The sequence below is a fragment of the Bacillus sp. FSL H8-0545 genome, from assembly GCF_038006105.1.
GTDB lineage: Bacteria > Bacillota > Bacilli > Bacillales > Bacillaceae_G > Bacillus_A > Bacillus_A cereus_U.
On record NZ_JBBOUO010000001.1, the window covers coordinates 3,450,391 to 3,476,830 of the forward strand.

The following is a 26,440-nucleotide window of genomic DNA, read 5'->3' on the forward strand; positions in this document are numbered from 1 at the left end:
AAAAACCGCTCCTTTTAAACCTATTCTAATTCGCCTGCTTCATAATATCTTTTCACTTTAGATGTAAATAAAACACCGTGTAAATGATCGATTTCATGCTGAATTGCACGCGCTAAGAAGTCATCCGCTTCTAATAAAAATATTTTACCGCGACGATTTTGCGCACGTACTTTAATGTAATCTGCACGCTCCACTTCACCATAAAGTCCCGGAAAGCTTAAGCAGCCTTCGGGACCTACTTGTTCACCACGTTTTTCTAAAATAACAGGATTAATTAATTCAATTTTACCCGTATCATCACCTATATCAACAACAGCAACTTGTAAGCTTACACCTACTTGTGGCGCAGCTAGACCAACTCCGTCTGCAATTAACATTGTTTCATGCATATCTTTTAACAATTTCACTAACTTTTTATCAAAGTTAATTACTCTTTCGCATGGTGTTTCTAACACTTCATTTGGATGCTTTACAATTTCTAAAACTGCCATATTTCCCTCCGCTACATTAACATTGTTGGATTAAAATCAATTGAGATTTGTAGCTCTTTTTGCATTTCTGCTTGATAATGTTCATTTACCATTTTGAGCACGTTCTTTAAGTTTGGTTCCCGTTTGTATTTTATCATGCATTGGTAACGATATCTATCTTTTATCCTTGGAATTGCTGAAGCAACCGGCCCTAACACCATTGTTTGCCTTGAACAATGCGTTCGTAAATGACCGACAATTTTTTCCGTCACTTGGACTGCCTTTAATAATTCCGGATGAGATACAGTTACAAGTACAACGTAGTAATATGGCGGATATTGTCTCATTTGCCTCATTTGCATTTCGTGCTCATAAAATACATCATATTGTTGATTCTTTGCTAATTCTACACTGTAATGTTCCGGCGTATACGTTTGAATTACAACTTCCCCTGGCAATTCATGTCTTCCTGCACGTCCACTCACTTGTGTCAATAGCTGATACGTCTTTTCACTCGCCCGAAAATCAGGTAGATGAAGCATCGTATCCGCCGTTAAAACGCCAACAAGCGTCACCTTCGGAAAATCAAGCCCTTTTGCAATCATTTGTGTTCCAAGTAATATATCTGCTTTCTCTTCACCAAACGCCTTTAATAATTTTTCATGCATTCCTTTACGGCTTGTTGTATCCACATCCATTCGAATGACCCGCGCCTCAGGGAATAGTTTTGTGATTTCTTCTTCAACCTTTTGCGTCCCTGTACCAAAGAAACGAATATACGTACTATTACAAGCAGGACACTCCGTTGGCATATTTTCCTCATGACTACAATAATGACATTTTAAACGATGGTTCATTTTGTGATATGTCAACGAAATATCACAATGCGGACATTGTACGACATACCCACAATCACGGCACATCACAAACGTAGAATGACCCCTTCTATTTAAAAAGAGAACCATTTGTTCTTTCTTTTCTAATCGATCTGCTATTTTTTCATGCAGTGCCTTTGAAAACATTGAGCGATTTCCATCACGAAGCTCTTCACGCATATCAACAATTTCTACAGTCGGCAAAGCTTGTTTGTTCATACGTTTTTCCATTGTAAGCAACCCATAGACACCTTTTTTCGCTCTAGCAAACGATTCAAGTGTCGGCGTTGCACTTCCGAGAACGATTGGACACTTATGGTATTGTCCTCTCCACACTGCTACATCTCTCGCATGATACTTCGGGTTATCTTCTTGCTTATAACTCGATTCATGTTCCTCATCAATAATAATGATTCCTAAATTTTCAAAGGGAGCAAAAATAGCTGAACGCGCACCAACTACCACTTTCACTTCTTTTCTTAAAATTTTGCGCCATTCATCATATTTTTCTCCAACAGAAAGCGCACTGTGAAGAACTGCAACTTGCGAACCGAACCTACCTTTAAAGCGATCTACCATCTGGGGCGTTAGCGCAATTTCAGGAACAAGCACAATTGCTTCTTTTCCTTTCTCGAGCACCGCTGCTATAGATTGTAAATACACTTCAGTCTTACCACTTCCTGTAACACCATATAGTAAAAATGGATTGTAAGTTTCATTTGTAATTGATGACAAAATCGGTGTAATTACTTGTTTTTGTTCCTCAGTAAGCGGAAATGGTTTCGTTTGTTCAAAATCATCATCGTCATACGGATTCCGGTATACTTCTACATACTTTTCTGAGATTAGACCCTTTTTAACAAGTGATTTTATTGGAGCATCTGTTATTTGTAATTCTTCTGTTAAATTTTTCAACTGTACACTTCTGTAGTTTTCTACAAAATAATAGAGTACATCTTGTTGTTTTTTACTTTTCAGTTCAAATGCTGCTAATTCCAATTTATCTGCCGGCAACTCCGGTTGAACTACTCTTTGTTTCTTCTTCTGCACTTTATCCTTTACTTGATAAACCACTTCAGTCGTACCATTTTTAATTTCTTGTTGAATAGTGCGATATAGGTGCGGCTGCGCTTCGATAGCTTCCCAATCTATCGTTTCCTTCCCTTGAAATAAAGAAAGAATTTCTGGCGCTACTTCTTCTTGGTTACGAAGTTGCAGACGCTTTTTATATGTTGCTTTTATCGCCGTCGGAAGCATCACCTGAAAGGCTGATATCATATAACATAACGTTTCATTTGTAAGCCAATACCCAAGCTTTAATAATTCATCATTTAAAACCGGAGTGACATCTAATATTTCATACAACGCTTTTAACTTTTTACTTTCTAGATCAACCGAATCCTTTATGCCAATAATAAAACCTTGCAATTTCCTCGGACCGAATGGGACTACTACACGCATTCCTGTTTGCACGATATCTTCCCATTTTTCAGGGATAATATAATCAAACGGTCGATCTGTTTGACGTGCAGGTACATCAACAATTACACTTGCAAACTTCATACATGATCATCTTCTAACATCATTTCTATTTGCTTTAATATTTCACGAGCCACTTCTTTCTTCGTTAAAAGTGGCAGTTCAATAATTTCTCCATCTTTTCTATACATTGTCACAATATTTGTATCTGTACCAAACCCAGCTCCTTGCGCCTTCACGTCATTCGCAACAATCATATTTGCATTTTTCTCACGTAATTTTCTCGTTGCGTATTCCTCTATGTTTGTCGTTTCAGCTGCAAAACCGATAAGTAACTGTTGGTCCTTTTTCTCACCTAACGTTTTTAAAATATCCACTGTTCTTTCTAATTCAATTACAGCATCGCCATTTTTCTTTTTCATTTTATTATCATGCACATATTTTGGGCGGTAATCTGCAACTGCTGCTGTTTTGATGACAACATCCACATTCTGATAATGTTGAAGGACTGCCTCTAACATATCTTGTGCAGATTCTACTTGTATTCTTGTTACATGTAATGGTGACTCTAATGCTGTCGGTCCTGACACAAGTATGACATCAGCACCTAAGCCTGCTGCAACTTCTGCGATCGCATACCCCATCTTTCCAGAAGAAAAATTCGTCATAAAACGAACCGGATCAATCTTTTCACGTGTCGGTCCAGCTGTTATTAATATTCGCTTTCCTTGCAATGGTTTTTGTTCTGAGAAAGCCTCTTCTAGCCGTCCAATAATCGCTTCAGGTTCTTCCAGTCTTCCTTTTGCTACATAACCACATGCTAAAAAACCTTCCCCAGGCTCAATAAATGTATATCCTAATGTTTTTAACGTCATCATGTTTTTTTGAACAATTTTATTTTCATACATATGCACATTCATAGCCGGTGCAATCCACACTGGAGCTGTAGTAGCTAACAAAGTAGTTGTAATCATATCATCAGCAATACCGCCAGCTAACTTTCCAATGCAATTAGCTGTAGCCGGTGCAACAAGTACAACATCTGCCCAATCCGCTAAATCAATATGAGCGATAACAGCCGAGTCTCTCTCATCAAACGTATCCGTATATACATCATGGCGAGAAAGTGCTTGAAATGTAAGAGGCGTAACAAACTTCATTGCCGACTCACTCATCATTACTTTTACAAGAGCGCCAGCTTGTGTTAATTTACTTGTTAACGCAGCCGCTTTAAAAACTGCAATGCCTCCTGTTACACATAGAAGTATCTTTTTCCCTTTTAGCATATGACTCGTCCTCTTTCTTTTTCAAACTTATTCTACTGAAATAGAATTTTCAGCTCGTCAGTACCAGTATTTCGTTCCGTCTTTTTCGATTCCTTTTCATCCCTATCGTAAAAAAATAACAACCTACTTGTAAATAGGTTGTTACCGTTACATAGAAAATTATAAAGTCTATGTTTTAATTTGTCGAAAAGAATGTCTTAATCGATTATTTTGTCATCGCATGGTACATATTTTAATACTTCTGCATCGATTTCTTCTAATGATTTACCTACACATTTATGAGAAACAGGCTTTTCAATAACACAATTGTCAGCAATTTGCATTTCACGTGCACGCTTTGCAGCTACTGTTACAAGTGTATATTTAGAATCGATTTTTGTTAATAATGAGTCAATTGATGGATTTAACATAATTATAGACCCTCCGTCATTTCTTTATAGTATTTTGCCACTCTTTCGCGGCGGCAATGTTCACCAACCACAATTGCTTTAATTCGGTCGCAAGCTAATTCAACTTGATCGTTTTCTACAACATAGTCATAAGCGTCCATCATTTCGATTTCTTCTTTCGCTACAGTTAAACGATTTTCAATAACATCTTCAGTTTCTGTACCACGGCCGACAATTCGGTTCTTTAGTTCAGATAAACTTGGAGGTGCTAAGAAAATAAATACACCTTCAGGGAAGGCTTTCTTAACTTGAATTGCTCCTTGTACTTCAATTTCTAAGAACACATCTTTTCCTTCTTGTAACGTTTTTTCAACATAATCAATCGGTGTTCCGTAATAATTACCAACGAACTCAGCCCATTCAAGTAACTTTTCATTACGAATCATTTCTTCAAATTCTTCTCTCTCTTTAAAGAAATAATCCACACCATCTACTTCACCTTCACGCGGTTTACGTGTCGTTACTGAAATAGAGTACTGAAAACGTGTGTCTTCATGGCTAAACAGCTCTTTTCGAACCGTTCCTTTCCCGACACCAGAAGGTCCCGAAAGAACGATGAGCAATCCTCTTCTACTTCTCATAAATATGTAAAACCTACCCTTCCTCACTTAAATCTTCTTTATTATTTAAACGATGTGCAATCGTCTCTGGCTGAATTGGACTTAATACTACATGCCCATCATCCATAACAATAACCGCCCTTGTTTTTCTCCCATACGTAGCATCAAGCAAAGCATTATGTTCACGCGCTTCCTGTACTGTTCGTTTAATAGGAGCTGACTCCGGACTTACAATAGCAATAATTCGATGAGCAGATACAATATTTCCGTATCCAATATTTAAAAACCGCATGGCCATAGTTTGCGCCTCCTAGTAAGTCTATCCGATTTCTCCACCACGTATAACTTTATATATTTTTTGAAAGCTACTCAATATTTTGTACTTGTTCACGAATTTTTTCAAGGTTATTTTTCATTTCTACGACATATTTTGAAATTGTTAAGTCATTTGCCTTAGAACCTATCGTATTTACTTCCCTATGCATCTCTTGCACAATGAAGTCCATTTTCCTTCCAACAGGCTCTGTAATTTGCAGTGCTTCACGAAATTGATCTAAATGACTCTGTAATCGAACTAATTCTTCGTGAATATCTGAACGCTCTGCAAATATTGCTATTTCTGTCAACAATCGTTGTTCATCTAAATCTTGATTATGTAATTCTTTTAAGCGATTTTCTAATCGTTCACGATATTTTTGTGTGACAATTGGTGCATGTGGAATAATTGCATTTACACAATTATGAATCTCTTGCAAACGATATGCTATATCTTTATGTAATCGTTCTCCTTCGCCATCTCTCATCGTTTTCAACATATGAGCAGCTTGGCGAACAGCCTCATATAAACCGGTTTCAAATTGTTCATTTACATTTTCTATTTCTTCAACTGCCGTTACTTCTGGCATTCTCATTAGTTGCCCGAGTGTAATAGAATCTTGTAATTGAAATTTCCCTTTTATATTTTCCATAATGGATTGGTACTGTTCAAGAAGTTCCCAATTCACAGTTAATTTTCTTTCAACAAGCCCTTCACCTGTTATACTAATAGACACTTCAATACGTCCACGGCGAACTTGCTTTGCAATTATTTTACGAATCTTGTCTTCAAACACCATCATTTGCTTCGGAAGCCGAATACTCATTTCTAAAAAACGATGGTTCACCGACTTCATTTCTACTGTTATTTGAAAAGTATCGTTTTCTACCTTCGATCTTCCAAATCCTGTCATACTACAAATCATCTTTATCACATCCAAGCCATGAAATAACTCAATGAAAAAGGTAATAGAGATGCAACTCTACTACCTTCTGTAAATTATATCATATTTTCATATCATTGACTATTTCAAGTTTAATCCCTTCTTATATAACAGTGGCTTTTTCTTTTTTTCCTTTTTTCTTGTTAATAAGGATCCTACTAATAAGAAGGTAGGAATAGATGATAATCCCCCAATTAACAACCAATCTCGTGCTTGTATCGGCATTGTGCTAAAAATCGGCTGTAATGGTGGATAATATATAACTACAAGCATTAACAGTAAAGAAATAATAACCGCCCCTACTAAATATATATTTCCAAACGGGTTGCGGTGAAATATAGAATGTTCACTACGACAATCAAATACATGAATAAGCTGAGCCAGTACTAATGTTGCGAAGGCTACCGTTTGTGCATACTTCAATTCATTCGGATGCTGGTTAAATGCAATAATAAACGCTACTAATGTCACTGCTCCGATTAGAAAACCACGACTTATAATTTTCCACGCAAGCCCTCTAGCGAACACCCCTTCTTTCGGATGGCGTGGTGTTCTCTTCATCACATCTCCTTCAGCCTTATCCAAACCTAATGCCATCGCTGGTAAACCGTCAGTAACTAAGTTCACCCATAAAATTTGAATTGGAACCATCGGCAATGGCAGTGCCAGTAACATCGCAAATAACATAACTAAAATTTCACCAACGTTAGATGCTAACAAATACCGAATAAACTTCCGAATATTTTCATATATGTTTCTACCTTCTTTAATCGCCGATTTAATCGTAGCAAAGTTATCATCTAACAACACAAGTGAAGAAGCTTCTTTTGCAACATCTGTCCCTGTAATTCCCATCGCAATCCCTATATCAGCTGTTTTAATAGCTGGAGCATCGTTCACTCCATCACCTGTCATAGCTACTATATGCCCCTTATTTTGCAGCGCCTTAACGATTTTCAATTTATGCTCAGGAGACACACGAGCGAATACATACGTATCTTCTACAATATCTTCTAATGCCTCTACATCCATATTCGCAAGTTCTACACCTTCAACAACGCGTCCACCCGCTGGTAAAACCCCTAACTGTTCCGCAATTGCCATTGCTGTCACTTTATGATCTCCCGTAATCATTACCGTTCTAATACCAGCTTCCTTACACTCTTTCACCGCTTGCGCCACTTCTGGTCTTGGCGGATCTATCATTCCTTGTATTCCAACAAGCATAAAATCCTGTTCGACTTCTCTTTCGTGTTCAATTGAATCTGTAGCTTTTAACGGTTTAAATGCCACCGCAATCGTTCGTAAAGCCTGACTTCCTAAACTATGAATCGCTGCCTGCACTTCTTTTCGATACATTTCACTTAAAGGCTGCTGCTTATTTCCCCACAAAATTGTTTGACTCATTTGCAAAAGAACATCTGGCGCTCCTTTTGTAATAACAAATTTTTTACCTTCACGATCACGAACGATAACGCTCATCATTTTTCTAGTTGAATCAAAAGGAAATTCACGAATGACTTCAAACTTTCCTTTAAGAGCTTCACGTGATATTCCCGCCTTCATTGCAGCCGCAACGAGAGCTCCCTCTGTTGGATCTCCATCTAACACATACGTCTTTTTCTTTTGAATAACATTCGCATTATTACATAAACAGCCAAATGTAAGTAGTTGATACAATGATTTCGTCTTAGTAGGGTCAATTACTTCTTCACCTTTCATAAACGAACCCGTTGGCTCATAGCCTTGACCTGTTACTTTCCACAATTCTCCGCCTGACCACATATGCGTTACCATCATTTTATTTTGTGTCATTGTTCCTGTTTTATCTGAGCAAATAACAGAAGCACAGCCTAACGTTTCTACAGCTGGTAACTTTCGCACAATTGCCCTCTTTTTAATCATACGCTGTACACCAAGTGATAGCGCAACCGTAACGATAGCTGGTAATCCTTCTGGAATAGCTGCAACAGCAAGCGAAACCCCAGCCAAAAACATGTGATACACTTCATTCCCTTGATATACACCAGCTAATACAACAAGAGCTGTCAAAATAAGAGCAACAATAATCAAAATTTTCCCAAGCTGTTCTAATCTTCTTTGTAATGGCGTTTCCATTTGTACAGCATTTTGCAACATATTTGCAATTTGCCCCATAGCTGTATTCATTCCAGTCGCTACGACTACTCCTGTTCCAGCACCTCTCGTTATCATCGTCCCCATAAATGCCATGTTTTTTTGATCACCAATTGAAACATCTTGGCCTTGTAACGCCTCTACCTTCTTTTGTACAGGCAATGACTCTCCTGTAAGAGCCGATTCTTCAATATATAAACTTGAAGATTCCACAAGGCGAACATCCGCGCCAATACGGTCACCACTAGAAAACTTAATAATATCACCTAGTACAAGTGCTTTTGACGGCGCTTTTATCCACTTCCCATTTCTTAGTACAGTAACTTGAGGAGCTGCCAATTCTTTTAAAGCTTCCAACGATTTTTCAGCTTTCCTCTCTTGAAAAAAACCGAGGACACCATTGATAATAACAATTGCAACAATTGCAATCGAATCAATATACTCTCCTAAAAAAGCTGAAATAATTGTAGCACCAAATAAAACAAGTACCATAAAATCTTTAAATTGCGCTAAAAACACCATAAGCGCAGAAGGCCGCTTTGCTTCTTGCAATTCATTTGTACCAAATTTCTTTAATCGGCCCTCTGCTTCTTGCTCTGTAAGACCTACCTCCACATTCGTATTCGTTCTTTCCTCCACTTCATGTGCTCGCATTTCATACCAGTTCATCCTGCCATCGACCTCCTGATTCCAGACATACTCTAATGAAAGCTTATTCAGCCTCGTCCAAAAAAATGCTATAATTAACTTTTAGTTAGAAAGGAGTGTTCATTCATGGCATTCGATGGATTATTTACAAGAGCAATTACACATGAAATTGCAAATTCTCTTCAAACAGGAAGAATTTCAAAAATATATCAACCCTCAAAATATGAAGTTTTATTACATATTCGAGCAAACGGAAAAAACCAAAAGCTGATTCTTTCATCTCACCCTACATATGCGCGTATGCACTTAACAAATCAAAACTACGATTCACCAGCGCAACCGCCGATGTTTTGTATGCTTCTTCGCAAACATTTAGAAGGTGGATTTATTGAAAAAATTGAACAAATTGACTTAGAACGTATTATTCAAATTACAGTCCGCAGTCGCAATGAAATCGGTGACGAATCAGTAAAAACATTAGTAATCGAAATAATGGGACGACACAGTAATATTATCTTAGTAGATACGAAAACAAATGTTATTTTAGATAGCTTAAAACACGTTTCTTTAGCGGTAAACCGACATCGTACTGTATATGCTGGAGCTGAATATGTTGCCCCACCAGCACAACATAAAGTTAATCCGCTTCTTATCGAAACAGAAGATGATTTTATTAAACCGCTAGACTTTTTATCTGGCAACATGGACAAACAACTTGTCGGAGCATTCATGGGAATTTCCCCATTATTTGCAAAAGAAGTTGTAAAAAAAGCAGGTATGGCAAATGAAAAAGCATTATCTGAAGCTTTCTTCAGCTTACAAAAACCATTGCTAACACATCAGTACGTGCCAGCAATGATAACAGCAAATGGAAAAGAGTTCTTTTATCTATTCCCTCTTTCTCACTTACAAGGAAACGAAAAAACATTTTCATCTGTTAGTGAATTGTTAGACCGTTTCTTTTTCGGAAAAGCAGAGCGAGACCGTGTAAAACAACAAGCTCACGATTTAGAACGCTTTATGCAAAACGAAAAAAACAAAAATGAGAAAAAACTTATTAAACTTGAAAAAACATTACAAGATGCTGGAAAAGCAGATAAATATCAACTATTTGGAGAGCTGCTTACAGCCAATATGTACACTTTGAAAAAAGGTGATAAAGATATTGAGGTCATTAATTATTACGATGAAAATGGCGGAACTGTAAAAATCACATTAGATCCTTTAAAAACACCATCTGACAATGCACAACGCTATTTCCAAAAGTACCAAAAAGCAAAAAATTCAGTTGTTATTGTAGAAGAACAAATCGAAAAAACCAATGAAGAAATTCTTTATTTCGATAGCTTACTTCAACAAATGGAAGCTGCTTCTTCAAAAGATATTGAAGAAATTCGTGAGGAGCTAGCTGAAGAAGGATATGTGCGCAATCGTAAGAAGAAAAACGCAAAGAAAAAACCTACAAAACCAGTATTGGATAAATATTTAGCTAGTGACGGTACAGAGATTTTCGTTGGTAAAAACAATAAGCAAAATGATTATTTAACAACGAAATTTGCCCGTCGTGATGAAATTTGGTTACATACGAAAGACATACCTGGCTCTCATGTTGTCATTCGTTCTTTAGAACCTGCTGAAGAAACTTTACTGGAAGCTGCAAAAATCGCCGCTTATTACAGTAAAGCAAAAGAGTCTAGCTCTGTACCTGTTGATTTCACTAAAATACGTCACGTTAAAAAACCGAGTGGTGCAAAACTTGGATTCGTTACGTATGATAACCAACAAACAGTATATGTAACACCAGATGCTGACATCGTAATGAAATTAAAAGCGTAAATAAAAAATGCGTTGCTTGCTAGCAACGCATTTTTTATTTTTCCAGCTTAGTTCATATATCCATTAACTAATTCATAACATCTTTCTTTTGTCATCTTATATTTCTCTTCTGAAGCTTCTATACGTCTCATCGTTCCATTGTTTGGATCAGTACCAATTGCTGTAACTTTACTTTCTTTTTCTTTAACCCACGCAATTTGTTTCGTTTTTAACGACTGAAATGCATCAGGTGACATCGTATTTTTTAATGCGCTGTAAATTTCATTTAATTTACTATCCCACAATTGATAATTTCCTTCTATTTCATTAACTATATCGTTTGTTGTCATAACATTTGTATGTTTTTCTTGATTTTCTAGCGCGGCTAACTCATTTAGAACCTTAGTTTTACCTAATACTGAAGAAGATTCTTTTTTAGGCTGCTTCTCTTCTTTCGAACTAGTATACGTACTGGAATCATTTCCCTTAGCTGTTTCTTGCTCTTGAATAAAATCTTCTTTCGTTACCTTTTCTTGTTCTTTGTCATCTACATTGTGAGTAATAACAGATGTTTGGGCGTCCACAGCAACTACTCCGTTACTTTCTTTAAAAATATATTTCTTATTTCCACTATTCTCTTCTCTAACAAAAGAGACATTCTTGAAACCTTGAACTCTAAGAAGCTCGTTAGCTTCTTCTTTCGTTAACTTTAAATTTGCTAGCGTATTTGATGACCATCTATCCATTAACCATTTTCCATCTTTATAAACTAAAATAAATTCCCATGTCTCCGCTTCATTCCCCATGTCATTTGCAAGGGTAAGTGTCTCAATCTTTAAAACATCATTTTTCTGTGAATAAGTTATCCTCACGTCGGGCTCAATATGAATTGGAAATGGCAACATATCAGTTTCCCTTGACCTATTAAATGTATCAAGCAAACCTGGAAGCTGTTTCTCCAGAAACTTATCTGAAACTATACCCTTAACGCCTTTTTTAGCTGTACTCAAATCTCCAGGATTATTTCGACTCCATCCATTCTCTTTTTCCATTTCACTAAAAGAGTTTGCTATTCCATCTACGCTCTTTCTTACAATCTTTTTCGCTTCTTTTTCTGTCACTTCTGGTGCTTCATCAAGCTGTTCAATTGTTTTATTTACTTGAACTTTGTTTTCACTTTTTTCACAACCTGCTAGAACAACCATACTAGCTACCAAGCAAAATGACATTACTTTACTTAATTTTTTCATATACTCACAATCCTTATCCCTTCATATTTGTTACGTATCCATATCTTCGAGAGAAATCCAACAATTCCCTATTATATCAATAATAATCGTTAATTTATATATTAAAATTTACATTAAAATAAAACGTAAGCATAATGTTTTTCCAAATATATACTCTAAACATCACTTATCCTTTCCTTTCCTCACTTCAATATTGTCAAAAAATTTGACAGTTCTATTTCGCATTTGTATAAATTTTTTTACAGTGTGTAAAGAAAGTGAATCTTGAGTTGATGTTTTTTTTCATTCTCCCACTGTTAATTAAAGTAATCTGTATTTCACGAGCAGCCCACCGCCCACAAATAATGGGCTAAATTTCTTATCTTCTCTAAAACATATGTAATTCCCACTATCTTTTTCTCTAAAGATATTTTTTGGCACGCTATTTGCTTTATTCAATACTGTGAAAAGGGGGAATTAACATGACTTTAAGAATTAATAAAATCCAAAATCAACTAAAAAACTATGAAATTGACGGATTACTTATTACAAAAAAAGAAAATCGCCAATATGCAACAGGTTTTACAGGTAGCGCTGGCGTCGTCTTAATCTCTGCGGATAACGCTGTTTTTATAACTGATTTCCGCTATGTAGATCAAGCGAAATCACAAATAAAAGACGCAGAAATCATTATGCATAAAGGAAATTTAGAAAAAGAAGTTGCAAATCAAGTATCCAAATTAAACATTCAAAAACTTGGAATTGAAGAAAATAACATGACATTGCAACAATATAAGAACTTACAAAAATATATGAAGGCAGAAATGGTTCAGGTGTGTGAAATCATCGAAGATATTCGTATTATTAAAGACACACCCGAAATAGAAACAATGAAAATTGCCGCTACTATTGCTGACGAAGCTTTCCAACACATTCTCAGCTTTCTAAAACCGGGAATAAGCGAAACTGAAGTCCGAGATGAATTAGAATTTTTCATGCGAAAAAAAGGAGCTACGTCCTCATCGTTTCAAATCATTGTAGCTTCTGGTGTTCGTTCTTCTCTTCCTCATGGCGTTGCATCAAATAAAATCATTGAACGAGGCGATATGATTACATTAGATTTCGGTGCACTTTACAACGGCTATTGTTCCGATATAACACGTACTGTAGCAATCGGCGAACCATCAGAAGAATTCAAAAAAATATATAATGTTGTATTAGAAGCATTGAAGCGTGGAACTGAAGCAATTAAACCTGGAGAAACTGCGAAAAGTATCGATGATATAACGAGAGATTACATTACAGAACATGGATACGGTCAATACTTTGGCCACTCTACCGGGCACGGTCTCGGGTTAGAAATCCATGAACCGCTTCGCCTATCCCAAGAAAGTAAGGCAACTTTACAAGAAGGTATGGTTGTTACAGTTGAGCCGGGTATTTACATACCGAACTGGGGCGGTTGTAGAATTGAAGACGATATCGTCATTACAAAAGAAGGCTATGAAGTTATTACAAAATCAAATAGAGAACTAATTGTTATTCCTTGTTAAAGCTTTACGTATTTGAAGATGAAATCAATCATCGTGGACAAATTCGTTTAATTAAGAAGATGCAAAAAGCTCATTCAGTAAAGTAAGAAAGTGCCACCTTATCCGGTGGCACTTTCTTTTATTCATTAACAAATATTTTTCCGTTTACTTTTTTAGCAATCACTGCCACCGCTATTAAAATGAATAGTAAGTATAACCATTTTGCAAAAAGTAACCACCCTTGAAAAATTGCTATGTCATTCATTTGTTCATTACCTTTTATTAGCAAGAAAGGAATCGTGCTAATTATTATGACAAACTCGATACTATAAATAATTTTCTTTTTCCGACTATACGTTTTCCACTCTTTCCAGCGGTACAAGGGAGCAAAAATGAATACGCCTATACATAATATAACTGGCATCCATTCACTTTTAAGAAATTGTGCTGAAATGATAGATACTATTAAACAAATAAGTACACCATAATATCCTATTTTTTCTCTCATTCGTACTCCCTCCATCCTACCCTCTCTTTAATATGTAACTCCCTATTCTTATTATGACTCTTAGAAAAATAACGACTACAATTACGATATAAAGGCCTTTCGCAGAAGACATCCACTCTTGAAAAATAGACATTTTCTCCATTTTCTTTTGCCCCTCTATTAAAATAAACCCTACGACAAATGAACAAACAACAATGATACCTATCGTAATCCCAATACTTTTCTTACTATATTGTTTCATGTCATCCCAGCGATATAAAAGCAAAAAGACAAACCCGAGAACAGGTATAATACTTATCCATTCATTCTTCGTAAATAGATTTAAAATGATTAATAGACTACAAGAGATGACGAATCCCCAAAAACCAATTTTTTTGTACATAGGTCCTCCTCAAATTCCATTTTTAGGATTAATTGTATTGTAACATCCATTTCTTATCCTTACCATTACAGTACATGAAATTTCATTTTTTCTTTTTCCTATCCTCACATACTTTCACTGCTTTCATACAATGAACTACACGAACGCCTAAAGGATGTGAATGTTATGGGAGTTGAATTAACGCTTTTACACGCTCTCTATGTTCTTTGCTTACTCACTATTATTACCTTCTTTATTCTTAGAAAAGATACGACAATCATTTGTATCGTTTTTATCTTTTTATTGGCATTAACCGCAACTAGTTCTATCCCTCTTGCCATTAGTGGTATCTTTCAAAGTTTCATTTATGCCATTACTGAACTATTACCAACTATATTAATCATCTCCATTATCGTATCGATGAGCAATCTACTCGTTCATACCGGCATTAATGATACGATGATTTCACCATTTACAAAGATGATTCGTACACCTGCACATGCCTACTGGATTATCGGTCTTTTAATGATGACTATTTCCTTTTTCTTTTGGCCCTCCCCAGCTGTCGCTTTAATGGGGGCGATTTTATTACCTGTCGCTGTACGCGTCGGCCTTCCGCCAATTGGAGTCGCAATTGCTATGAACTTATTCGGACACGGCATCGCCTTATCTGGTGACTTCGTTATTCAAGGTGCACCAAAATTAACCGCAGACGCCGCCGGACTTCCTGTTTCTAGCGTTGTTTCTGCCAGTGTTCCCCTCGTTATCGTTATGGGTATTGTGACAACTTCTGTCGCATTTTTCTTCTTACGAAAAGAATTTCATACAGGCTTATCTATACAAGAATCTACCCCATCAACCGAACCTTCTAAAACGCTCACTTCATTATCTCCTCGGGCAAAGAAATGGCTTGCCATATGTATCCCTATCGTATATATCATTGATATCCTTTGCATGATTCAGTTTAAACTACAAGGAAGCGACGCAACAGCACTTATCGGCGGGACGACTGTTATTATGATTATCATCATTTCTCTCATCGCCTACAAAGGAAATGGCCTTAATAAAACGACCGATTATTTTATAGAAGGACTACAATTTGGATTTAAAATTTCCGGGCCAGTTATTCCAATTGCTGCACTTTTTTATTTAGGAGATAGCGGCTTTGTAAAAATTATCGGAGATTATTTACCGAAAGGTTCACATGGAATTATTAATGACCTAGGAATCGCCTTATCTCAAACTGTACCTTTAAATCAATATGTATCGGCTGGAACTTTAACTATCGTTGGTGTCATAACGGGCTTAGATGGATCTGGCTTTTCAGGTATATCACTTACTGGTTCGATTGCAAACCTTTTCGGAACAGCACTTGGACATGGAACCGCTACATTAACAGCACTCGGACAAATTGCAGCCATATGGACTGGGGGCGGGACTTTAATTCCTTGGGCTCTTATTCCTGCCGCTGCTATTTGTAAAGTAGATCCATTTGAACTCGCACGTCGAAACTTTTCACCTGTTATTATCGGCTTAATCGTCACCACTATCGTTGCGATGTTTATTCTATAGCGTAAGCAAGGCTATACTTGCTTACGTTTTTTTAGGTTAAGTATTAAAACATACTGACCTTCAAAAGGGATTATGTATTACGTAGCGAAATTATATTAAGAGAGTAATTATTTCAAAACGTTCACAAGAAACATATTACTTCTACTAGAAAAGGGGACATAACTATGAATGAATTGATTTTCGTCTTATTTCTTTGTCCATTACTTATTTTTATCGTTTCTGTTATTGGAACACGTAGAACGAAAACGTATTATGTAATGCCAATTGTAACGTTTGCTAGTTTTTTAATAATTGGGGTTATCGCCTTTACTCCAAAATTTTTCTTTTGGGTTGGCATGTACAGCATCTTCTCGTTTATTGTTTCTTATATGACTCTATTGTTTGTGAGAGGGTATAAAGTTGCAGAAAGCAATAAGTAGTTATTAGTAAGGAGATTGCAATATGATTTTCTTTGATATCGATAGAACTTTACTTGATTATGATGCTGCTGAGAGAAATGGCATTTCACATTTTTCCCAAGAGTATAATGATATTTTTTTAGAAAACGAATTAGAGGCCACGAAACAAAAGACGACCGCGTTTCCCCCCGCAGTCGTCCTTTTTCGTATTACGCTGTAACCCAAGCTTCGTCAGATGGATTTTTACGCCACTCTTGTAATTTTTTCGTTTCAGCTTGTCCGATCATACCTTTTTCTGCTGCAACTTCAGTTAATGCACTGTAATCACTTAAAGAATATGAAGCTACGTTAGCTGCTTCTAATTTTTCTTTTCCTGACTCTAGCTCGTATGTGAAGATTGATACGATTCCTAATACTTCACAGCCAGCTTCGCGAAGTGCTTCTACACATGTAATTGCACTACCGCCAGTTGAAATTAAGTCTTCTACTACTACTACTTTTTGACCTTTTTCAGCTTTTCCTTCGATTTGGTTCCCTTTACCGTGACCTTTTGCCTTACTACGTACGTAGCACATTGGTAAATCCATACGATCGCTTACCCATGCAGCGTGCGCAATACCAGCAGTTGCTGTTCCTGCAATAACTTCTACAGTTGGGAAGTGCTCTTTAATTAATTCTTCTAATCCAGCTGCGATCGCTTGGCGTACTTTTGGATAAGATAAAGTTAAACGATTATCACAATAAATTGGTGATTTCATACCAGAAGACCAAGTGAATGGATCATTCGGTTGTAAAAATACTGCTCCAATTTCTAATAAATGCGATGCGATTTCTTTTTTCATACTGTTACACCTTCCCACTGTTGTTTTACTGTTTTATACGCTTCAAGCGGATTTTCTGCTTTTGTAATACTACGTCCAACTACGATGTAGCTTGAACCAAGTTCCCTCGCACGTTTCGGTGTTGCTACGCGCACTTGGTCATTCACATCATCACTTGCAAGACGAATCCCCGGTGTTACTGTTACAAATTCATTTCCGCATACTTCACGTAATTTTGGTACTTCAAGTGTTGAACAAACAACGCCATCAAGTCCACTTTCTTTCGTTAATTTTGCATAATGAGCAACCGCTTCTTCTAACGTTTTCTCAATACCAATCTCTTTTTTCATCATAGCTTCCGAAGTGCTTGTTAGTTGTGTAACTGCAATACAAATCGGTCTCTCTTTTCCTTCTTGCTTACCTTCCTCTAATCCCTCAATCGCAGCTTTCATCATACTACTTCCCCCAGCAGCATGAACATTTACCATATCTACATCTAGACTAGCTAGGCTACGCATAGCGCTTTTTACCGTATTCGGAATATCATGAAGTTTTAAATCTAGAAAAATCTTATGTCCTTTTTCTTTTAAGTACGTAATAATTGCAGGACCCTCTTTGTAAAATAACTCCATACCCACTTTGACAAATAACTCTTCCCCTTCAAAGTGATGTAAGAATTGTTCTACCTCTTGTTTCCCTGGAAAATCTAGTGCAACAATTAGCGACTGTGACATACTTACTTCCAGCTCCTTCCTCGACATTCCGAAATGTGATCAAATCCTAATTCATCTAGTAATGCTGGTAATTCTTCAATAATTGTCGGACATACGAACGGATCGATAAAGTTCGCCGTTCCAACTGCAACCGCGCTTGCGCCAGCATAGAAGAATTCAATTACATCTTCCGCTGTTTCAATACCACCCATTCCGATAATCGGAATGTTAACCGCTTGACTTACTTCATGTACCATACGAATTGCTACTGGCTTAATCGCAGGCCCTGATAGTCCGCCCGTACGGTTTGCTAAAATTGGTTTTGCAGTTTTTAAATCTAGACGCATACCAAGCAATGTATTAATCATCGTTAAACCGTCCGCACCCGCATTTTCAATTGCTTTTGCAATTTCCACAATGTTTGCCACGTTCGGTGACAATTTCACATATACCGGTACTTCAGAAACCTCTTTTACTCGCTTCGTTAAATCAGCAGCAATTTCAGGATTTGTACCAAAAGCGATACCACCCGTTTTTACGTTTGGACAAGAAATATTTAATTCTAGCGCATGAACATTAGGTGCCTTTGAAATTGCCTTCGCAACCGCTACGTAATCCTCAGCTTGTGAACCCGCAACGTTTGCAATAATCGGAAGATCAAATTGCTCGAGAAAAGGTAATTCAGAATTCATTACCTTTTCTAATCCAGGATTTTGAAGCCCGATTGCATTTAGCATTCCGCCTGGTGTTTCAGCAACACGAGGCGTTGGGTTTCCATAACGAGGTTGTTCTGTTGTCGCTTTAATCATAATTGATCCAAGTACACTTAAATCATAGAACTGTGCATACTCACGACCAAATCCGAAGCAACCAGATGCTGGGATGATTGGATTTTTTAATGATAACCCTGGTAATTCAACTTGCAATCTGTTCATAGTACAACCTCCCCGATTGGAAATACTGGTCCGTCGCTACACACCTTCTTGTAAGAATGTCCACTCGGATCTGCTTGTAAATGGCATACACACGCGAAACATGCTCCGATGCCACAGCCCATACGTTCTTCTAATGAAATGTAGGCTTTTCTCTCCTTATAGCGTCCTTCTAATGCACGAAGCATCGCTAAAGGTCCACATGAGTAGAGAATGTCAAAGTCAATTCCATAGCTATCAATTACATCTGTTACAAACCCTTTTGTACCATGTGTACCATCAACTGTTGCAACATACGTATCACCAAGCTCTGCGAATTTCTCTTCATAGAAGACAACATCTTTCGTTTGGAAACCTAAGATGTGAATAACGCGTACTCCTTTTGCTACAAGACGCTGTGACAATTCATATAGTGGTGGTACACCAATCCCCCCACCAACTAATAGAGCCGTTTGTCCAGATTGCGCTTCTTCTACAGGAAATCCATGACCAAGTGGTCCTAACACATCTACAAGTTCACCTTGTTTTCTTTTCGCTAATGTTTTTGTTCCTTGTCCTTCCGCACGATATAGCATTGTAAATTCGTTCTTGTCTTGATCAACATTACAAATACTAATTGGGCGGCGCAGAAGGGGCGTAATGCCCTCTGCTACCTTAATGTGTACAAACTGCCCTGGATCCTTCATTTGCTGCACTAGATCCCCTTGAAGCACTAATTCGTAAATGTTTTTTGCGATTTCTTTTTGGTTAACGACGATCATATTTTGCTTTTGCATCATGCATGTACCACCTCGTGACGCTTCGTTTGCGTAATTTCTTTCATTGAATGAGCTGAGAATGTCATAGATTCTAATACTCTCAAGATTGCTCTCGTTGTATCAAGTGATGTTAAGCAAGCCACACCATTTTCTACTGATTCACGGCGAATGCGGAAACCATCACGCGCTGGTTGTTTTCCTTTTGTTAATGTATTGATTACAAACTGCGCTTTCCCTTGACGGATAATATCAAGTAAGTTGTAGTCTTCAGAATCAATTTTGTTTACAACTTGCACCGGAATGTTTTGTTCTGTTAGGGATTGTGCTGTTCCTGCTGTTGCTAATAAGTTATAGCCGATTTCATGGAAGCGTTTTGCAATTTCCAGCGCTTCTTCTTTATCTTTATCCGCTACAGTGATAATTACTGATCCGTGCGTTGGAATGTTAATTCCTGAAGCAACAAGTCCTTTATATAATGCTTTTTCAAGCGTTAAATCTTTACCCATTACTTCCCCTGTTGATTTCATTTCAGGCCCTAATGTTGTATCAACTGAGCGTAGTTTCGCAAATGAGAATACCGGTGCTTTTACATACACTTCCTTCTCTTCTGGGTGATAGCCAGTTCCATATCCTTGTTCTACAAGGTTTTGACCTAAAATAACTTTCGTTGCGATATTTGCCATCGGTACGCCTGTAATTTTACTTAAGAATGGTACTGTACGGCTCGCACGTGGATTTACTTCAATTACATACACTTCATCTTTGAATACTACAAACTGAATGTTTAGTAATCCAACAATGTTTAAACCTTTTCCAAGCGCAATTGTATGTTCAATAATTTGTTCTTTTAGTTTTTCAGATAAGCTCTGTGGTGGATATACTCCAATTGAATCCCCAGAGTGAACTCCAGCGCGTTCGATATGTTCCATAATACCTGGAATGAATACATTCTCACCGTCTGAAATTGCATCTACTTCAATTTCTTTACCAACCATATAACGGTCGATTAATACTGGGTGATCTGCGTGAACTTTAACCGCATTTTTCATGTAATGCAGTAATTCTTCTTGACGATATACGATTTCCATCGCACGTCCACCTAGTACGTAAGATGGTCTTACTAATACTGGGTAACCAATTTTGTCAGCAATCGCTACTGCTTGCTCTACAGTCGTTGCTGTTTTACCAACTGGTTGCGGGATACCGAGCTTTGTTAAAGCTGCTTCAAACTTATCACGATCTTCTGCACGGTCTAAATCTTCAAGTGATGTTCCTAAGATTTTCACACCGTGTGCTTCTAATTTAGCTGCTAAGTTAATTGCCGTTTGTCCACCGAATTGGACGATAACACCTTCTGGCTTTTCTAAATCGATAATGTGCATTACATCTTCGATTGTTAATGGTTCAAAGTATAATTTGTCAGAAATACTGAAGTCTGTTGAAACTGTTTCAGGGTTGTTATTAACAATGATTGCCTCATATCCAGCTTCTTTTATTGCCCATACAGAGTGAACTGTTGCATAATCAAACTCAACACCTTGACCAATACGGATTGGACCAGATCCTAGTACAACTACACTCTTACGATCTGTTACAATCGATTCATTCTCGTCACCATATGTGCTGTAGTAGTATGGTGTTGCAGATTCAAACTCTGCCGCACAAGTATCTACCATCTTATAAACAGGAGTCATATTGCTTTCTTTACGCATATCGTAAATTTCACGCTCTGTTTTGTTCCAAGCATTGGCGATGTAATGGTCACTGAAGCCCATTTCTTTCGCAGATTGTAACACTTCCATATTTCCTACATTCGCTTTTACTTCGCGTTCCATGTTTACGATATTTTCAACTTTTTGTAAGAAGAAGAAGTCCATTTCACACCATTCGTTGATTTCTTCTTTCGTTACACCTTGACGGATCGCTTCTGCTACAACGAACAGACGCTCGTCATCAGCTTTTATAATACGCTTTTTCATCGTTTCTTTATCAAGCTCTTTTAAGTGGTCTAACTCTAGGTGATAAACGCCAAGCTCTAAAGAACGGATCGCTTTTAATAATGATTGTTCTAAGTTACGTCCGATTGACATAACTTCACCAGTTGCCTTCATTTGTGTACCAAGTGTTCTGTTTGCTGATTCAAACTTATCAAATGGCCAACGTGGAATTTTTGAAACAACATAGTCTAATGCTGGCTCGAAGCAAGCGTATGTTTTTTGTGTTACTGGGTTTACAATTTCATCTAATGTTAAACCGACTGCAATTTTCGCCGCTAGCTTCGCAATTGGATATCCAGTTGCTTTAGATGCTAGTGCAGACGAACGACTCACACGCGGGTTTACTTCGATTACATAGTATTGGAAGCTATGTGGATCAAGTGCAAGCTGAACGTTACATCCACCTTCAATTCCTAATGCGCGAATAATTCGTAATGAAGTGTTTCGTAACATTTGATACTCACGGTCACTTAATGTTTGGCTCGGTGCTACAACGATAGAATCACCTGTGTGAACCCCAACCGGATCGATATTTTCCATGTTACATACTACAATCGCGTTATCATTCGAATCACGCATTACTTCATATTCAATTTCCTTACAACCAGCAATACTCTTTTCTAATAAACATTGTGTTACTGGACTATGTTTTAATCCACCTGATACGATTTCAATTAGCTCCTCTTCATTATTACAGATTCCGCCACCTGTTCCCCCCATTGTAAATGCTGGGCGAACAATAACTGGATAACCAATTTCTTTTACAAATTCATGTGCTTCTTCCAGCGTATGAATAATAGTACTAGATGGAATTGGTTCATTTAATTCCTGCATTAATGTACGGAATAAGTCACGATCCTCGGCTTGCTCGATTGCTGATAATTTTGTTCCTAAAATTTCAACTCCGCACTCTTCAAGTATGCCTGATTTCGCAAGTTCAACAGCCATATTCAGGCCTGTTTGACCACCTAATGTTGGTAGGAGTGCATCTGGACGTTCTTTACGAATAATACGGCTTACGAATTCTAGTGTTAATGGTTCTATATATACTTTATCTGCTGTTGCAGTATCTGTCATAATTGTTGCTGGGTTAGAGTTAACAAGGATTACTTTGTAACCTTCTTCTCTAAGAGATTGACAAGCTTGTGTACCAGAGTAATCAAACTCTGCTGCTTGCCCAATTACAATTGGTCCTGATCCGATTACTAAAATTGTGTTAATGTCTAGGCGTTTTGGCATAACTCTTCCCCTTCTTTCTTGAAGTTTTCAATCATTGCTAAGAAATCTTCGAATAAATCATTTGCATCTTCTGGTCCTGCAGAAGCTTCTGGATGGTATTGCACTGTAAATGCTGGGAATTTCGTATGACGAAGACCTTCTACTGTTCCATCATTTAAAGCAACATGTGTAATTTCAAGTTCTGTATTTCCAACTGATTCCTCTTCTACTGCGTAACCATGGTTTTGAGATGTAATTGCTACTTTTCCAGTTGCAAGATTTTTTACTGGATGATTTAAACCACGGTGACCGAATTTTAACTTACTTGTATTCGCACCAGATGCTAGCGCGAACAATTGATGTCCTAGGCAAATCCCGAATAAAGGAACTTTACCAATAATGTCTTTTAACATTTCAATTGCTTCTGGTACATCTTTTGGGTCCCCAGGTCCATTACTTAACATAATTCCATCTGGGCTAAGACGTAAAATTTCTTCTGCTGTTGTATTGTAAGGTACAACAATTACATCACAGTCACGCTTATTTAATTCTCGTAAAATACCATGTTTCATTCCGAAGTCTACAAGTACAACGCGATGACCACGGCCTGGACTTGGGTATGGGTCTTTTGTTGATACGCGTTTCACATGATCTGTAAAGACAGTTGCTTTCAATTGGCTAACGATGTCCTCTACATCCACATCCATATTGCAAAGACGTCCGCGTAAAGTTCCATATTCACGAATTTTTCTTGTTAATTTTCTCGTATCAATTCCTGCTAATCCTGGGATATTTCTTTCTTTCAAGTAATCATTTAACGAAATTTCATTACGGAAATTTGATGGGTGATCACAAATTTCGTTTACGATTAAACCATTTACAGATGGGTGAATTGATTCAAAATCATCACGGTTAATGCCGTAGTTTCCGATTAATGGATACGTAAATGTTACGATTTGACCGCAGTATGATGGATCAGATAAAGTTTCTTGATATCCAGTCATCCCAGTTGTAAATACAACCTCACCTGACTTTTCGATTTCTCCTCCGAAACCTTTTCCAATTAATACCGTTCCATCTTCTAAGATAAGTTGTCTTTTCATACTAATGCACTCTCCTTTTGCCATGCGATCTTACCACCAACGATTGTCATAACCGGCCAACCTTGGCATTTCCAACCTGCGAATGGTGTATTCTTTCCTTTTGATAAGAATGTTGTTGGATCAATTTCTTCTTCTTGTTCTAAATCGATAATTGTAATATCCGCTGTTCTACCTTCTGTTAGGCGCCCTGCTTCTAAACCGAATGTGTCAGCTGGTTTTTCTGTTAAGAATTGAATTAGTTGCTCTAATGTAATGATTTCTTTTTTCACAAGGTTCGTATATAAAAGCGGGAATGCTGTTTCAAAACCAGTAATTCCGAACGGCGCTCTTTCAATCCCTTGCGCTTTCTCTTCTGCAGTATGCGGTGCATGGTCAGTTGCGATCATATCAATTGTTCCATCTAATAGTCCTTCAATTAACGCTGCATGATCTTCTTTTCCTCGAAGCGGTGGATTCATTTTAAAGTTAGGATCAGCCGATGGGATATCATCTTCACATAATACTAAGTGATGCGGTGTTACTTCTGCTGTCACCTTAATTCCAGCACGTTTCGCGTCACGGATTACACGTACAGATCCTTTTGTACTTACGTGACATACGTGATAGTGGCAATTTGCAGCTTCCGCAAGTAAGATGTCCCGGGCAATATGTACGGATTCACATACTGATGGGATACCGTTTAATCCGTGTTTCTCAGAAAACTTCCCTTCATGTACACATCCTTTATTAATAAGTGTGTTCTCTTCACAGTGTGCAACAACTGCCATATTTAATTTCGCTGCACGCTTCATTGCAGCTAACATCATGCTTGCATCTTGCACACCTACGCCATCATCAGTGAAAGCAAACGCTCCAAGTTCTTTTAACGTTTCAAAATCAGTCATTTCAGAACCTGCTTGACGTACTGTAATTGCTCCATATGGTAATACATTTACATGTGCTTTTTCTTTAATACGCTTTTGCAGGTCTTCCATATGTTCTTTACAATCTGGTACTGGGCGTGTGTTTGGCATTGCGCAAATTGTAGTAAATCCACCTTTTGCTGCTGCAAGTGTTCCTGTTTCAATTGTTTCTTTATGTTCACCACCTGGTTCACGAAGATGAACGTGTACATCTACTAATCCAGGTGCGATTAACTTTCCATTTACATCGATTACTTCAGCATTATCTGCCGTAATATTTTCTGCTACCTTCGCAATTTTACCGTCTTGTACAAGAAGATCTGTTGCTACAATTGTTCCTTCTTCATTCATATAACGACCGTTTTTAAACAAATAATTCATGTTTCATTCCTCCTAATACATTTGGTAATGCGCGTTTTAGTACAGCCATTCTTACGTAGACCCCGTTTTCCATTTGCTTAAATATGCGTGAGCGTTCACACTCGACAAGTTCACTCGCAATTTCAACATCACGGTTTACAGGGGCTGGATGCATAATAATGCTTCCTTCTTTCATACGTTTTTCTCTTTCAACTGTTAACCCATGTTGCTCGTGATACTCTTTCATAATGTCTGTTTCATAATGGTCATGACGCTCATGTTGTACACGAAGTAACATCATCACATCCACTTCTGGAACAAGTTCATCTAAACTCTTGTACGTTCCAAATGTGTTCTCTTCATCTTTCCACTCTTCTGGGCTTGCAAAGTAAATTGTCGCGCCCAGTTTCGTTAATGCTTCTGCATTAGAACGTGCTACTCGGCTATGACGAACATCCCCAACTATTGCAATCTTCAAACCTTCAAATCTTCCAAACTCTTGTTTAATTGTTAGAAGATCGAGTAGACATTGCGTTGGATGATTTCCACATCCATCTCCAGCGTTCAAGATTGGGATATTCACCTGATTTTTTAATTCATCGAAATAACGATCTTGCTCATGGCGGATGACTACCGCTTTTGTTCCGATTGATTCTAGTGTTCTTATCGTATCGTATAAAGTTTCTCCTTTTTGTACGCTAGATGCATCTGCGGAAAAGTCTAATACTTCAAGTCCTAATCTCTTCTCAGCAACTTCAAAGCTAAATCTCGTCCTCGTACTATTCTCAAAGAACAAGTTCGCAACAAATGTTTGCTCTGTCGTTTTTCTCTCTTTTCCATTCGCGAAATTTTCTGCGTCTTTTAGGATTTCTGAAATTTCTTGTTCCGATAATTCACTCATCGTTAACAAATGGCTCATCGTCATCCCTCATCTTTCTGTTTTTTATGATAACATCATTGAATTTATATAACAATAACTGCATAAAAATACCCTAGCCTTTGAGACTAGGGTGCGTTAAAGTAGCCACCCTTTTCTATCTCACAGGACTGAATTAAAAG

At 37.5% G+C, this 26,440-nt stretch carries 23 protein-coding genes and 1 pseudogene; 5 read left to right on the forward strand and 19 right to left on the reverse strand.

Translation table 11 applies throughout. The annotated features are described in order from the left end of the window. Window positions 1–20: 20 nt before the first annotated feature. The 8 genes from def to MHI07_RS18025 form a co-directional block, all read right to left on the reverse strand. On the reverse strand, window positions 21–491 hold the full coding sequence (gene def, locus MHI07_RS17990) for a peptide deformylase (RefSeq protein WP_002014496.1): 471 nt from the start codon (window positions 489–491) through the stop codon (window positions 21–23). Between the two features lie 11 nt (window positions 492–502). Further along, entirely contained in the window at window positions 503–2,908 is a 2,406-nt protein-coding gene (priA, locus tag MHI07_RS17995) for a primosomal protein N' (RefSeq protein WP_215579450.1), read from the reverse strand. Continuing rightward, entirely contained in the window at window positions 2,905–4,110 is a 1,206-nt protein-coding gene (gene coaBC, locus MHI07_RS18000) for a bifunctional phosphopantothenoylcysteine decarboxylase/phosphopantothenate--cysteine ligase CoaBC (RefSeq protein ID WP_002160721.1), read from the reverse strand. The genes priA and coaBC overlap by 4 nt, the downstream gene beginning before the upstream one ends. A 197-nt stretch (window positions 4,111–4,307) precedes the next feature. Further along, entirely contained in the window at window positions 4,308–4,520 is a 213-nt protein-coding gene (gene rpoZ, locus MHI07_RS18005) for a DNA-directed RNA polymerase subunit omega (protein ID WP_002111403.1), read from the reverse strand. Between the two features lie 2 nt (window positions 4,521–4,522). Then, window positions 4,523–5,140, reverse strand: coding sequence for a guanylate kinase (gene gmk, locus MHI07_RS18010; RefSeq protein WP_001257739.1), 618 nt, complete (start codon window positions 5,138–5,140; stop codon window positions 4,523–4,525). A gap of 13 nt (window positions 5,141–5,153) precedes the next feature. Next, window positions 5,154–5,417: an extracellular matrix/biofilm regulator RemA gene (remA, locus tag MHI07_RS18015; RefSeq protein ID WP_001251456.1), complete on the reverse strand. Its 264-nt coding sequence runs from the start codon at window positions 5,415–5,417 to the stop codon at window positions 5,154–5,156. A gap of 67 nt (window positions 5,418–5,484) precedes the next feature. After that, window positions 5,485–6,360 carry a YicC/YloC family endoribonuclease gene (locus MHI07_RS18020; protein WP_002160720.1) on the reverse strand — a complete coding sequence of 292 codons (876 nt, stop codon included), beginning with the start codon at window positions 6,358–6,360 and terminating at the stop codon, window positions 5,485–5,487. A 99-nt stretch (window positions 6,361–6,459) separates the two neighbouring features. After that, a complete protein-coding gene (locus MHI07_RS18025; RefSeq protein WP_078172929.1) occupies window positions 6,460–9,183 on the reverse strand; it encodes a calcium-translocating P-type ATPase, SERCA-type in 2,724 nt (907 codons plus the stop codon). 105 nt (window positions 9,184–9,288) lie between these two features. Here MHI07_RS18025 and MHI07_RS18030 point away from each other — a divergent pair, with 105 nt between their 5' ends. After that, a complete protein-coding gene (locus tag MHI07_RS18030) occupies window positions 9,289–10,998 on the forward strand; it encodes an Rqc2 family fibronectin-binding protein (protein WP_002146064.1) in 1,710 nt (569 codons plus the stop codon). Window positions 10,999–11,045: 47 nt separating this feature from the next. On the opposite strand, the gene MHI07_RS18035 is transcribed toward MHI07_RS18030, so the two are convergent. Then, a complete protein-coding gene (locus MHI07_RS18035) occupies window positions 11,046–12,227 on the reverse strand; it encodes a lysozyme inhibitor LprI family protein (RefSeq protein ID WP_340825517.1) in 1,182 nt (393 codons plus the stop codon). A gap of 461 nt (window positions 12,228–12,688) precedes the next feature. On the opposite strand from MHI07_RS18035, the gene MHI07_RS18040 reads away from it, so the two are divergent. After that, on the forward strand, window positions 12,689–13,759 hold the full coding sequence (locus tag MHI07_RS18040; protein WP_340825520.1) for a M24 family metallopeptidase: 1,071 nt from the start codon (window positions 12,689–12,691) through the stop codon (window positions 13,757–13,759). Window positions 13,760–13,877: 118 nt separating this feature from the next. Here the strand turns inward: MHI07_RS18040 and MHI07_RS18045 are convergent, their stop codons facing one another. Together MHI07_RS18045 and MHI07_RS18050 are read right to left on the reverse strand one after the other, a co-directional pair. Beyond that, entirely contained in the window at window positions 13,878–14,246 is a 369-nt protein-coding gene (locus MHI07_RS18045) for a YoqO family protein (protein WP_215579462.1), read from the reverse strand. Window positions 14,247–14,262: 16 nt separating this feature from the next. Beyond that, window positions 14,263–14,628: a YoqO family protein gene (locus MHI07_RS18050; RefSeq protein WP_215579465.1), complete on the reverse strand. Its 366-nt coding sequence runs from the start codon at window positions 14,626–14,628 to the stop codon at window positions 14,263–14,265. A 165-nt stretch (window positions 14,629–14,793) separates the two neighbouring features. Here MHI07_RS18050 and MHI07_RS18055 point away from each other — a divergent pair, with 165 nt between their 5' ends. The 3 genes and pseudogenes from MHI07_RS18055 to MHI07_RS18065 all read left to right on the forward strand — a co-directional run. Next, entirely contained in the window at window positions 14,794–16,179 is a 1,386-nt protein-coding gene (locus MHI07_RS18055; protein WP_340825525.1) for a hypothetical protein, read from the forward strand. 164 nt (window positions 16,180–16,343) lie between these two features. Beyond that, on the forward strand, window positions 16,344–16,598 hold the full coding sequence (locus tag MHI07_RS18060; protein ID WP_215579472.1) for a YbeF family protein: 255 nt from the start codon (window positions 16,344–16,346) through the stop codon (window positions 16,596–16,598). A gap of 22 nt (window positions 16,599–16,620) precedes the next feature. Beyond that, window positions 16,621–16,743, forward strand: a pseudogene (locus MHI07_RS18065) (HAD family hydrolase); the annotation flags it as partial. Between the two features lie 43 nt (window positions 16,744–16,786). On the opposite strand, the gene pyrE reads toward MHI07_RS18065, so the two are convergent. The 8 genes from pyrE to pyrB are packed head-to-tail and all read right to left on the reverse strand — an operon-like array spanning window position 16,787 to window position 26,300. Further along, window positions 16,787–17,419 carry an orotate phosphoribosyltransferase gene (pyrE, locus tag MHI07_RS18070; RefSeq protein ID WP_215579474.1) on the reverse strand — a complete coding sequence of 211 codons (633 nt, stop codon included), beginning with the start codon at window positions 17,417–17,419 and terminating at the stop codon, window positions 16,787–16,789. After that, on the reverse strand, window positions 17,416–18,132 hold the full coding sequence (gene pyrF / locus MHI07_RS18075; protein ID WP_000083510.1) for an orotidine-5'-phosphate decarboxylase: 717 nt from the start codon (window positions 18,130–18,132) through the stop codon (window positions 17,416–17,418). The genes pyrE and pyrF overlap by 4 nt, the downstream gene beginning before the upstream one ends. 2 nt (window positions 18,133–18,134) lie before the next feature. Beyond that, window positions 18,135–19,046 (reverse strand): dihydroorotate oxidase B catalytic subunit, encoded by a 912-nt coding sequence (pyrD, locus tag MHI07_RS18080; RefSeq protein WP_016106019.1) that lies wholly within the window; start codon window positions 19,044–19,046, stop codon window positions 18,135–18,137. Then, on the reverse strand, window positions 19,043–19,822 hold the full coding sequence (pyrK, locus tag MHI07_RS18085) for a dihydroorotate oxidase B electron transfer subunit (protein WP_002160712.1): 780 nt from the start codon (window positions 19,820–19,822) through the stop codon (window positions 19,043–19,045). Before pyrK ends, pyrD begins: the two co-directional genes overlap by 4 nt. Beyond that, entirely contained in the window at window positions 19,819–23,037 is a 3,219-nt protein-coding gene (gene carB, locus MHI07_RS18090; RefSeq protein ID WP_002146052.1) for a carbamoyl-phosphate synthase large subunit, read from the reverse strand. Before carB ends, pyrK begins: the two co-directional genes overlap by 4 nt. After that, a complete protein-coding gene (locus tag MHI07_RS18095) occupies window positions 23,022–24,119 on the reverse strand; it encodes a carbamoyl phosphate synthase small subunit (RefSeq protein WP_016106020.1) in 1,098 nt (365 codons plus the stop codon). Before MHI07_RS18095 ends, carB begins: the two co-directional genes overlap by 16 nt. Then, window positions 24,116–25,402, reverse strand: a complete 1,287-nt coding sequence (gene pyrC, locus MHI07_RS18100; RefSeq protein WP_002160710.1) for a dihydroorotase — start codon at window positions 25,400–25,402, stop codon at window positions 24,116–24,118. The genes MHI07_RS18095 and pyrC overlap by 4 nt, the downstream gene beginning before the upstream one ends. Next, window positions 25,386–26,300 (reverse strand): aspartate carbamoyltransferase, encoded by a 915-nt coding sequence (gene pyrB, locus MHI07_RS18105; protein ID WP_088079281.1) that lies wholly within the window; start codon window positions 26,298–26,300, stop codon window positions 25,386–25,388. Before pyrB ends, pyrC begins: the two co-directional genes overlap by 17 nt. Between the last annotated feature and the right edge of the window lie 140 nt (window positions 26,301–26,440).

What these genes read in the sequence shown, in the direction of transcription:
- def (WP_002014496.1), bottom strand. Translation starts at nt 491, where the DNA reads ATGGCAGTTTTAGAAATTGTAAAGCATCCAAATGAAGTGTTAGAAACA.
- priA (WP_215579450.1), bottom strand. Translation starts at nt 2,908, where the DNA reads ATGAAGTTTGCAAGTGTAATTGTTGATGTACCTGCACGTCAAACAGAT.
- coaBC (WP_002160721.1), bottom strand. Translation starts at nt 4,110, where the DNA reads ATGCTAAAAGGGAAAAAGATACTTCTATGTGTAACAGGAGGCATTGCA.
- rpoZ (WP_002111403.1), bottom strand. Translation starts at nt 4,520, where the DNA reads ATGTTAAATCCATCAATTGACTCATTATTAACAAAAATCGATTCTAAA.
- gmk (WP_001257739.1), bottom strand. Translation starts at nt 5,140, where the DNA reads ATGAGAAGTAGAAGAGGATTGCTCATCGTTCTTTCGGGACCTTCTGGT.
- remA (WP_001251456.1), bottom strand. Translation starts at nt 5,417, where the DNA reads ATGGCCATGCGGTTTTTAAATATTGGATACGGAAATATTGTATCTGCT.
- MHI07_RS18020 (WP_002160720.1), bottom strand. Translation starts at nt 6,360, where the DNA reads ATGATTTGTAGTATGACAGGATTTGGAAGATCGAAGGTAGAAAACGAT.
- MHI07_RS18025 (WP_078172929.1), bottom strand. Translation starts at nt 9,183, where the DNA reads ATGAACTGGTATGAAATGCGAGCACATGAAGTGGAGGAAAGAACGAAT.
- MHI07_RS18030 (WP_002146064.1), top strand. Translation starts at nt 9,289, where the DNA reads ATGGCATTCGATGGATTATTTACAAGAGCAATTACACATGAAATTGCA.
- MHI07_RS18035 (WP_340825517.1), bottom strand. Translation starts at nt 12,227, where the DNA reads ATGAAAAAATTAAGTAAAGTAATGTCATTTTGCTTGGTAGCTAGTATG.
- MHI07_RS18040 (WP_340825520.1), top strand. Translation starts at nt 12,689, where the DNA reads ATGACTTTAAGAATTAATAAAATCCAAAATCAACTAAAAAACTATGAA.
- MHI07_RS18045 (WP_215579462.1), bottom strand. Translation starts at nt 14,246, where the DNA reads ATGAGAGAAAAAATAGGATATTATGGTGTACTTATTTGTTTAATAGTA.
- MHI07_RS18050 (WP_215579465.1), bottom strand. Translation starts at nt 14,628, where the DNA reads ATGTACAAAAAAATTGGTTTTTGGGGATTCGTCATCTCTTGTAGTCTA.
- MHI07_RS18055 (WP_340825525.1), top strand. Translation starts at nt 14,794, where the DNA reads ATGGGAGTTGAATTAACGCTTTTACACGCTCTCTATGTTCTTTGCTTA.
- MHI07_RS18060 (WP_215579472.1), top strand. Translation starts at nt 16,344, where the DNA reads ATGAATGAATTGATTTTCGTCTTATTTCTTTGTCCATTACTTATTTTT.
- pyrE (WP_215579474.1), bottom strand. Translation starts at nt 17,419, where the DNA reads ATGAAAAAAGAAATCGCATCGCATTTATTAGAAATTGGAGCAGTATTT.
- pyrF (WP_000083510.1), bottom strand. Translation starts at nt 18,132, where the DNA reads ATGTCACAGTCGCTAATTGTTGCACTAGATTTTCCAGGGAAACAAGAG.
- pyrD (WP_016106019.1), bottom strand. Translation starts at nt 19,046, where the DNA reads ATGAACAGATTGCAAGTTGAATTACCAGGGTTATCATTAAAAAATCCA.
- pyrK (WP_002160712.1), bottom strand. Translation starts at nt 19,822, where the DNA reads ATGATGCAAAAGCAAAATATGATCGTCGTTAACCAAAAAGAAATCGCA.
- carB (WP_002146052.1), bottom strand. Translation starts at nt 23,037, where the DNA reads ATGCCAAAACGCCTAGACATTAACACAATTTTAGTAATCGGATCAGGA.
- MHI07_RS18095 (WP_016106020.1), bottom strand. Translation starts at nt 24,119, where the DNA reads ATGAAAAGACAACTTATCTTAGAAGATGGAACGGTATTAATTGGAAAA.
- pyrC (WP_002160710.1), bottom strand. Translation starts at nt 25,402, where the DNA reads ATGAATTATTTGTTTAAAAACGGTCGTTATATGAATGAAGAAGGAACA.
- pyrB (WP_088079281.1), bottom strand. Translation starts at nt 26,300, where the DNA reads ATGAGCCATTTGTTAACGATGAGTGAATTATCGGAACAAGAAATTTCA.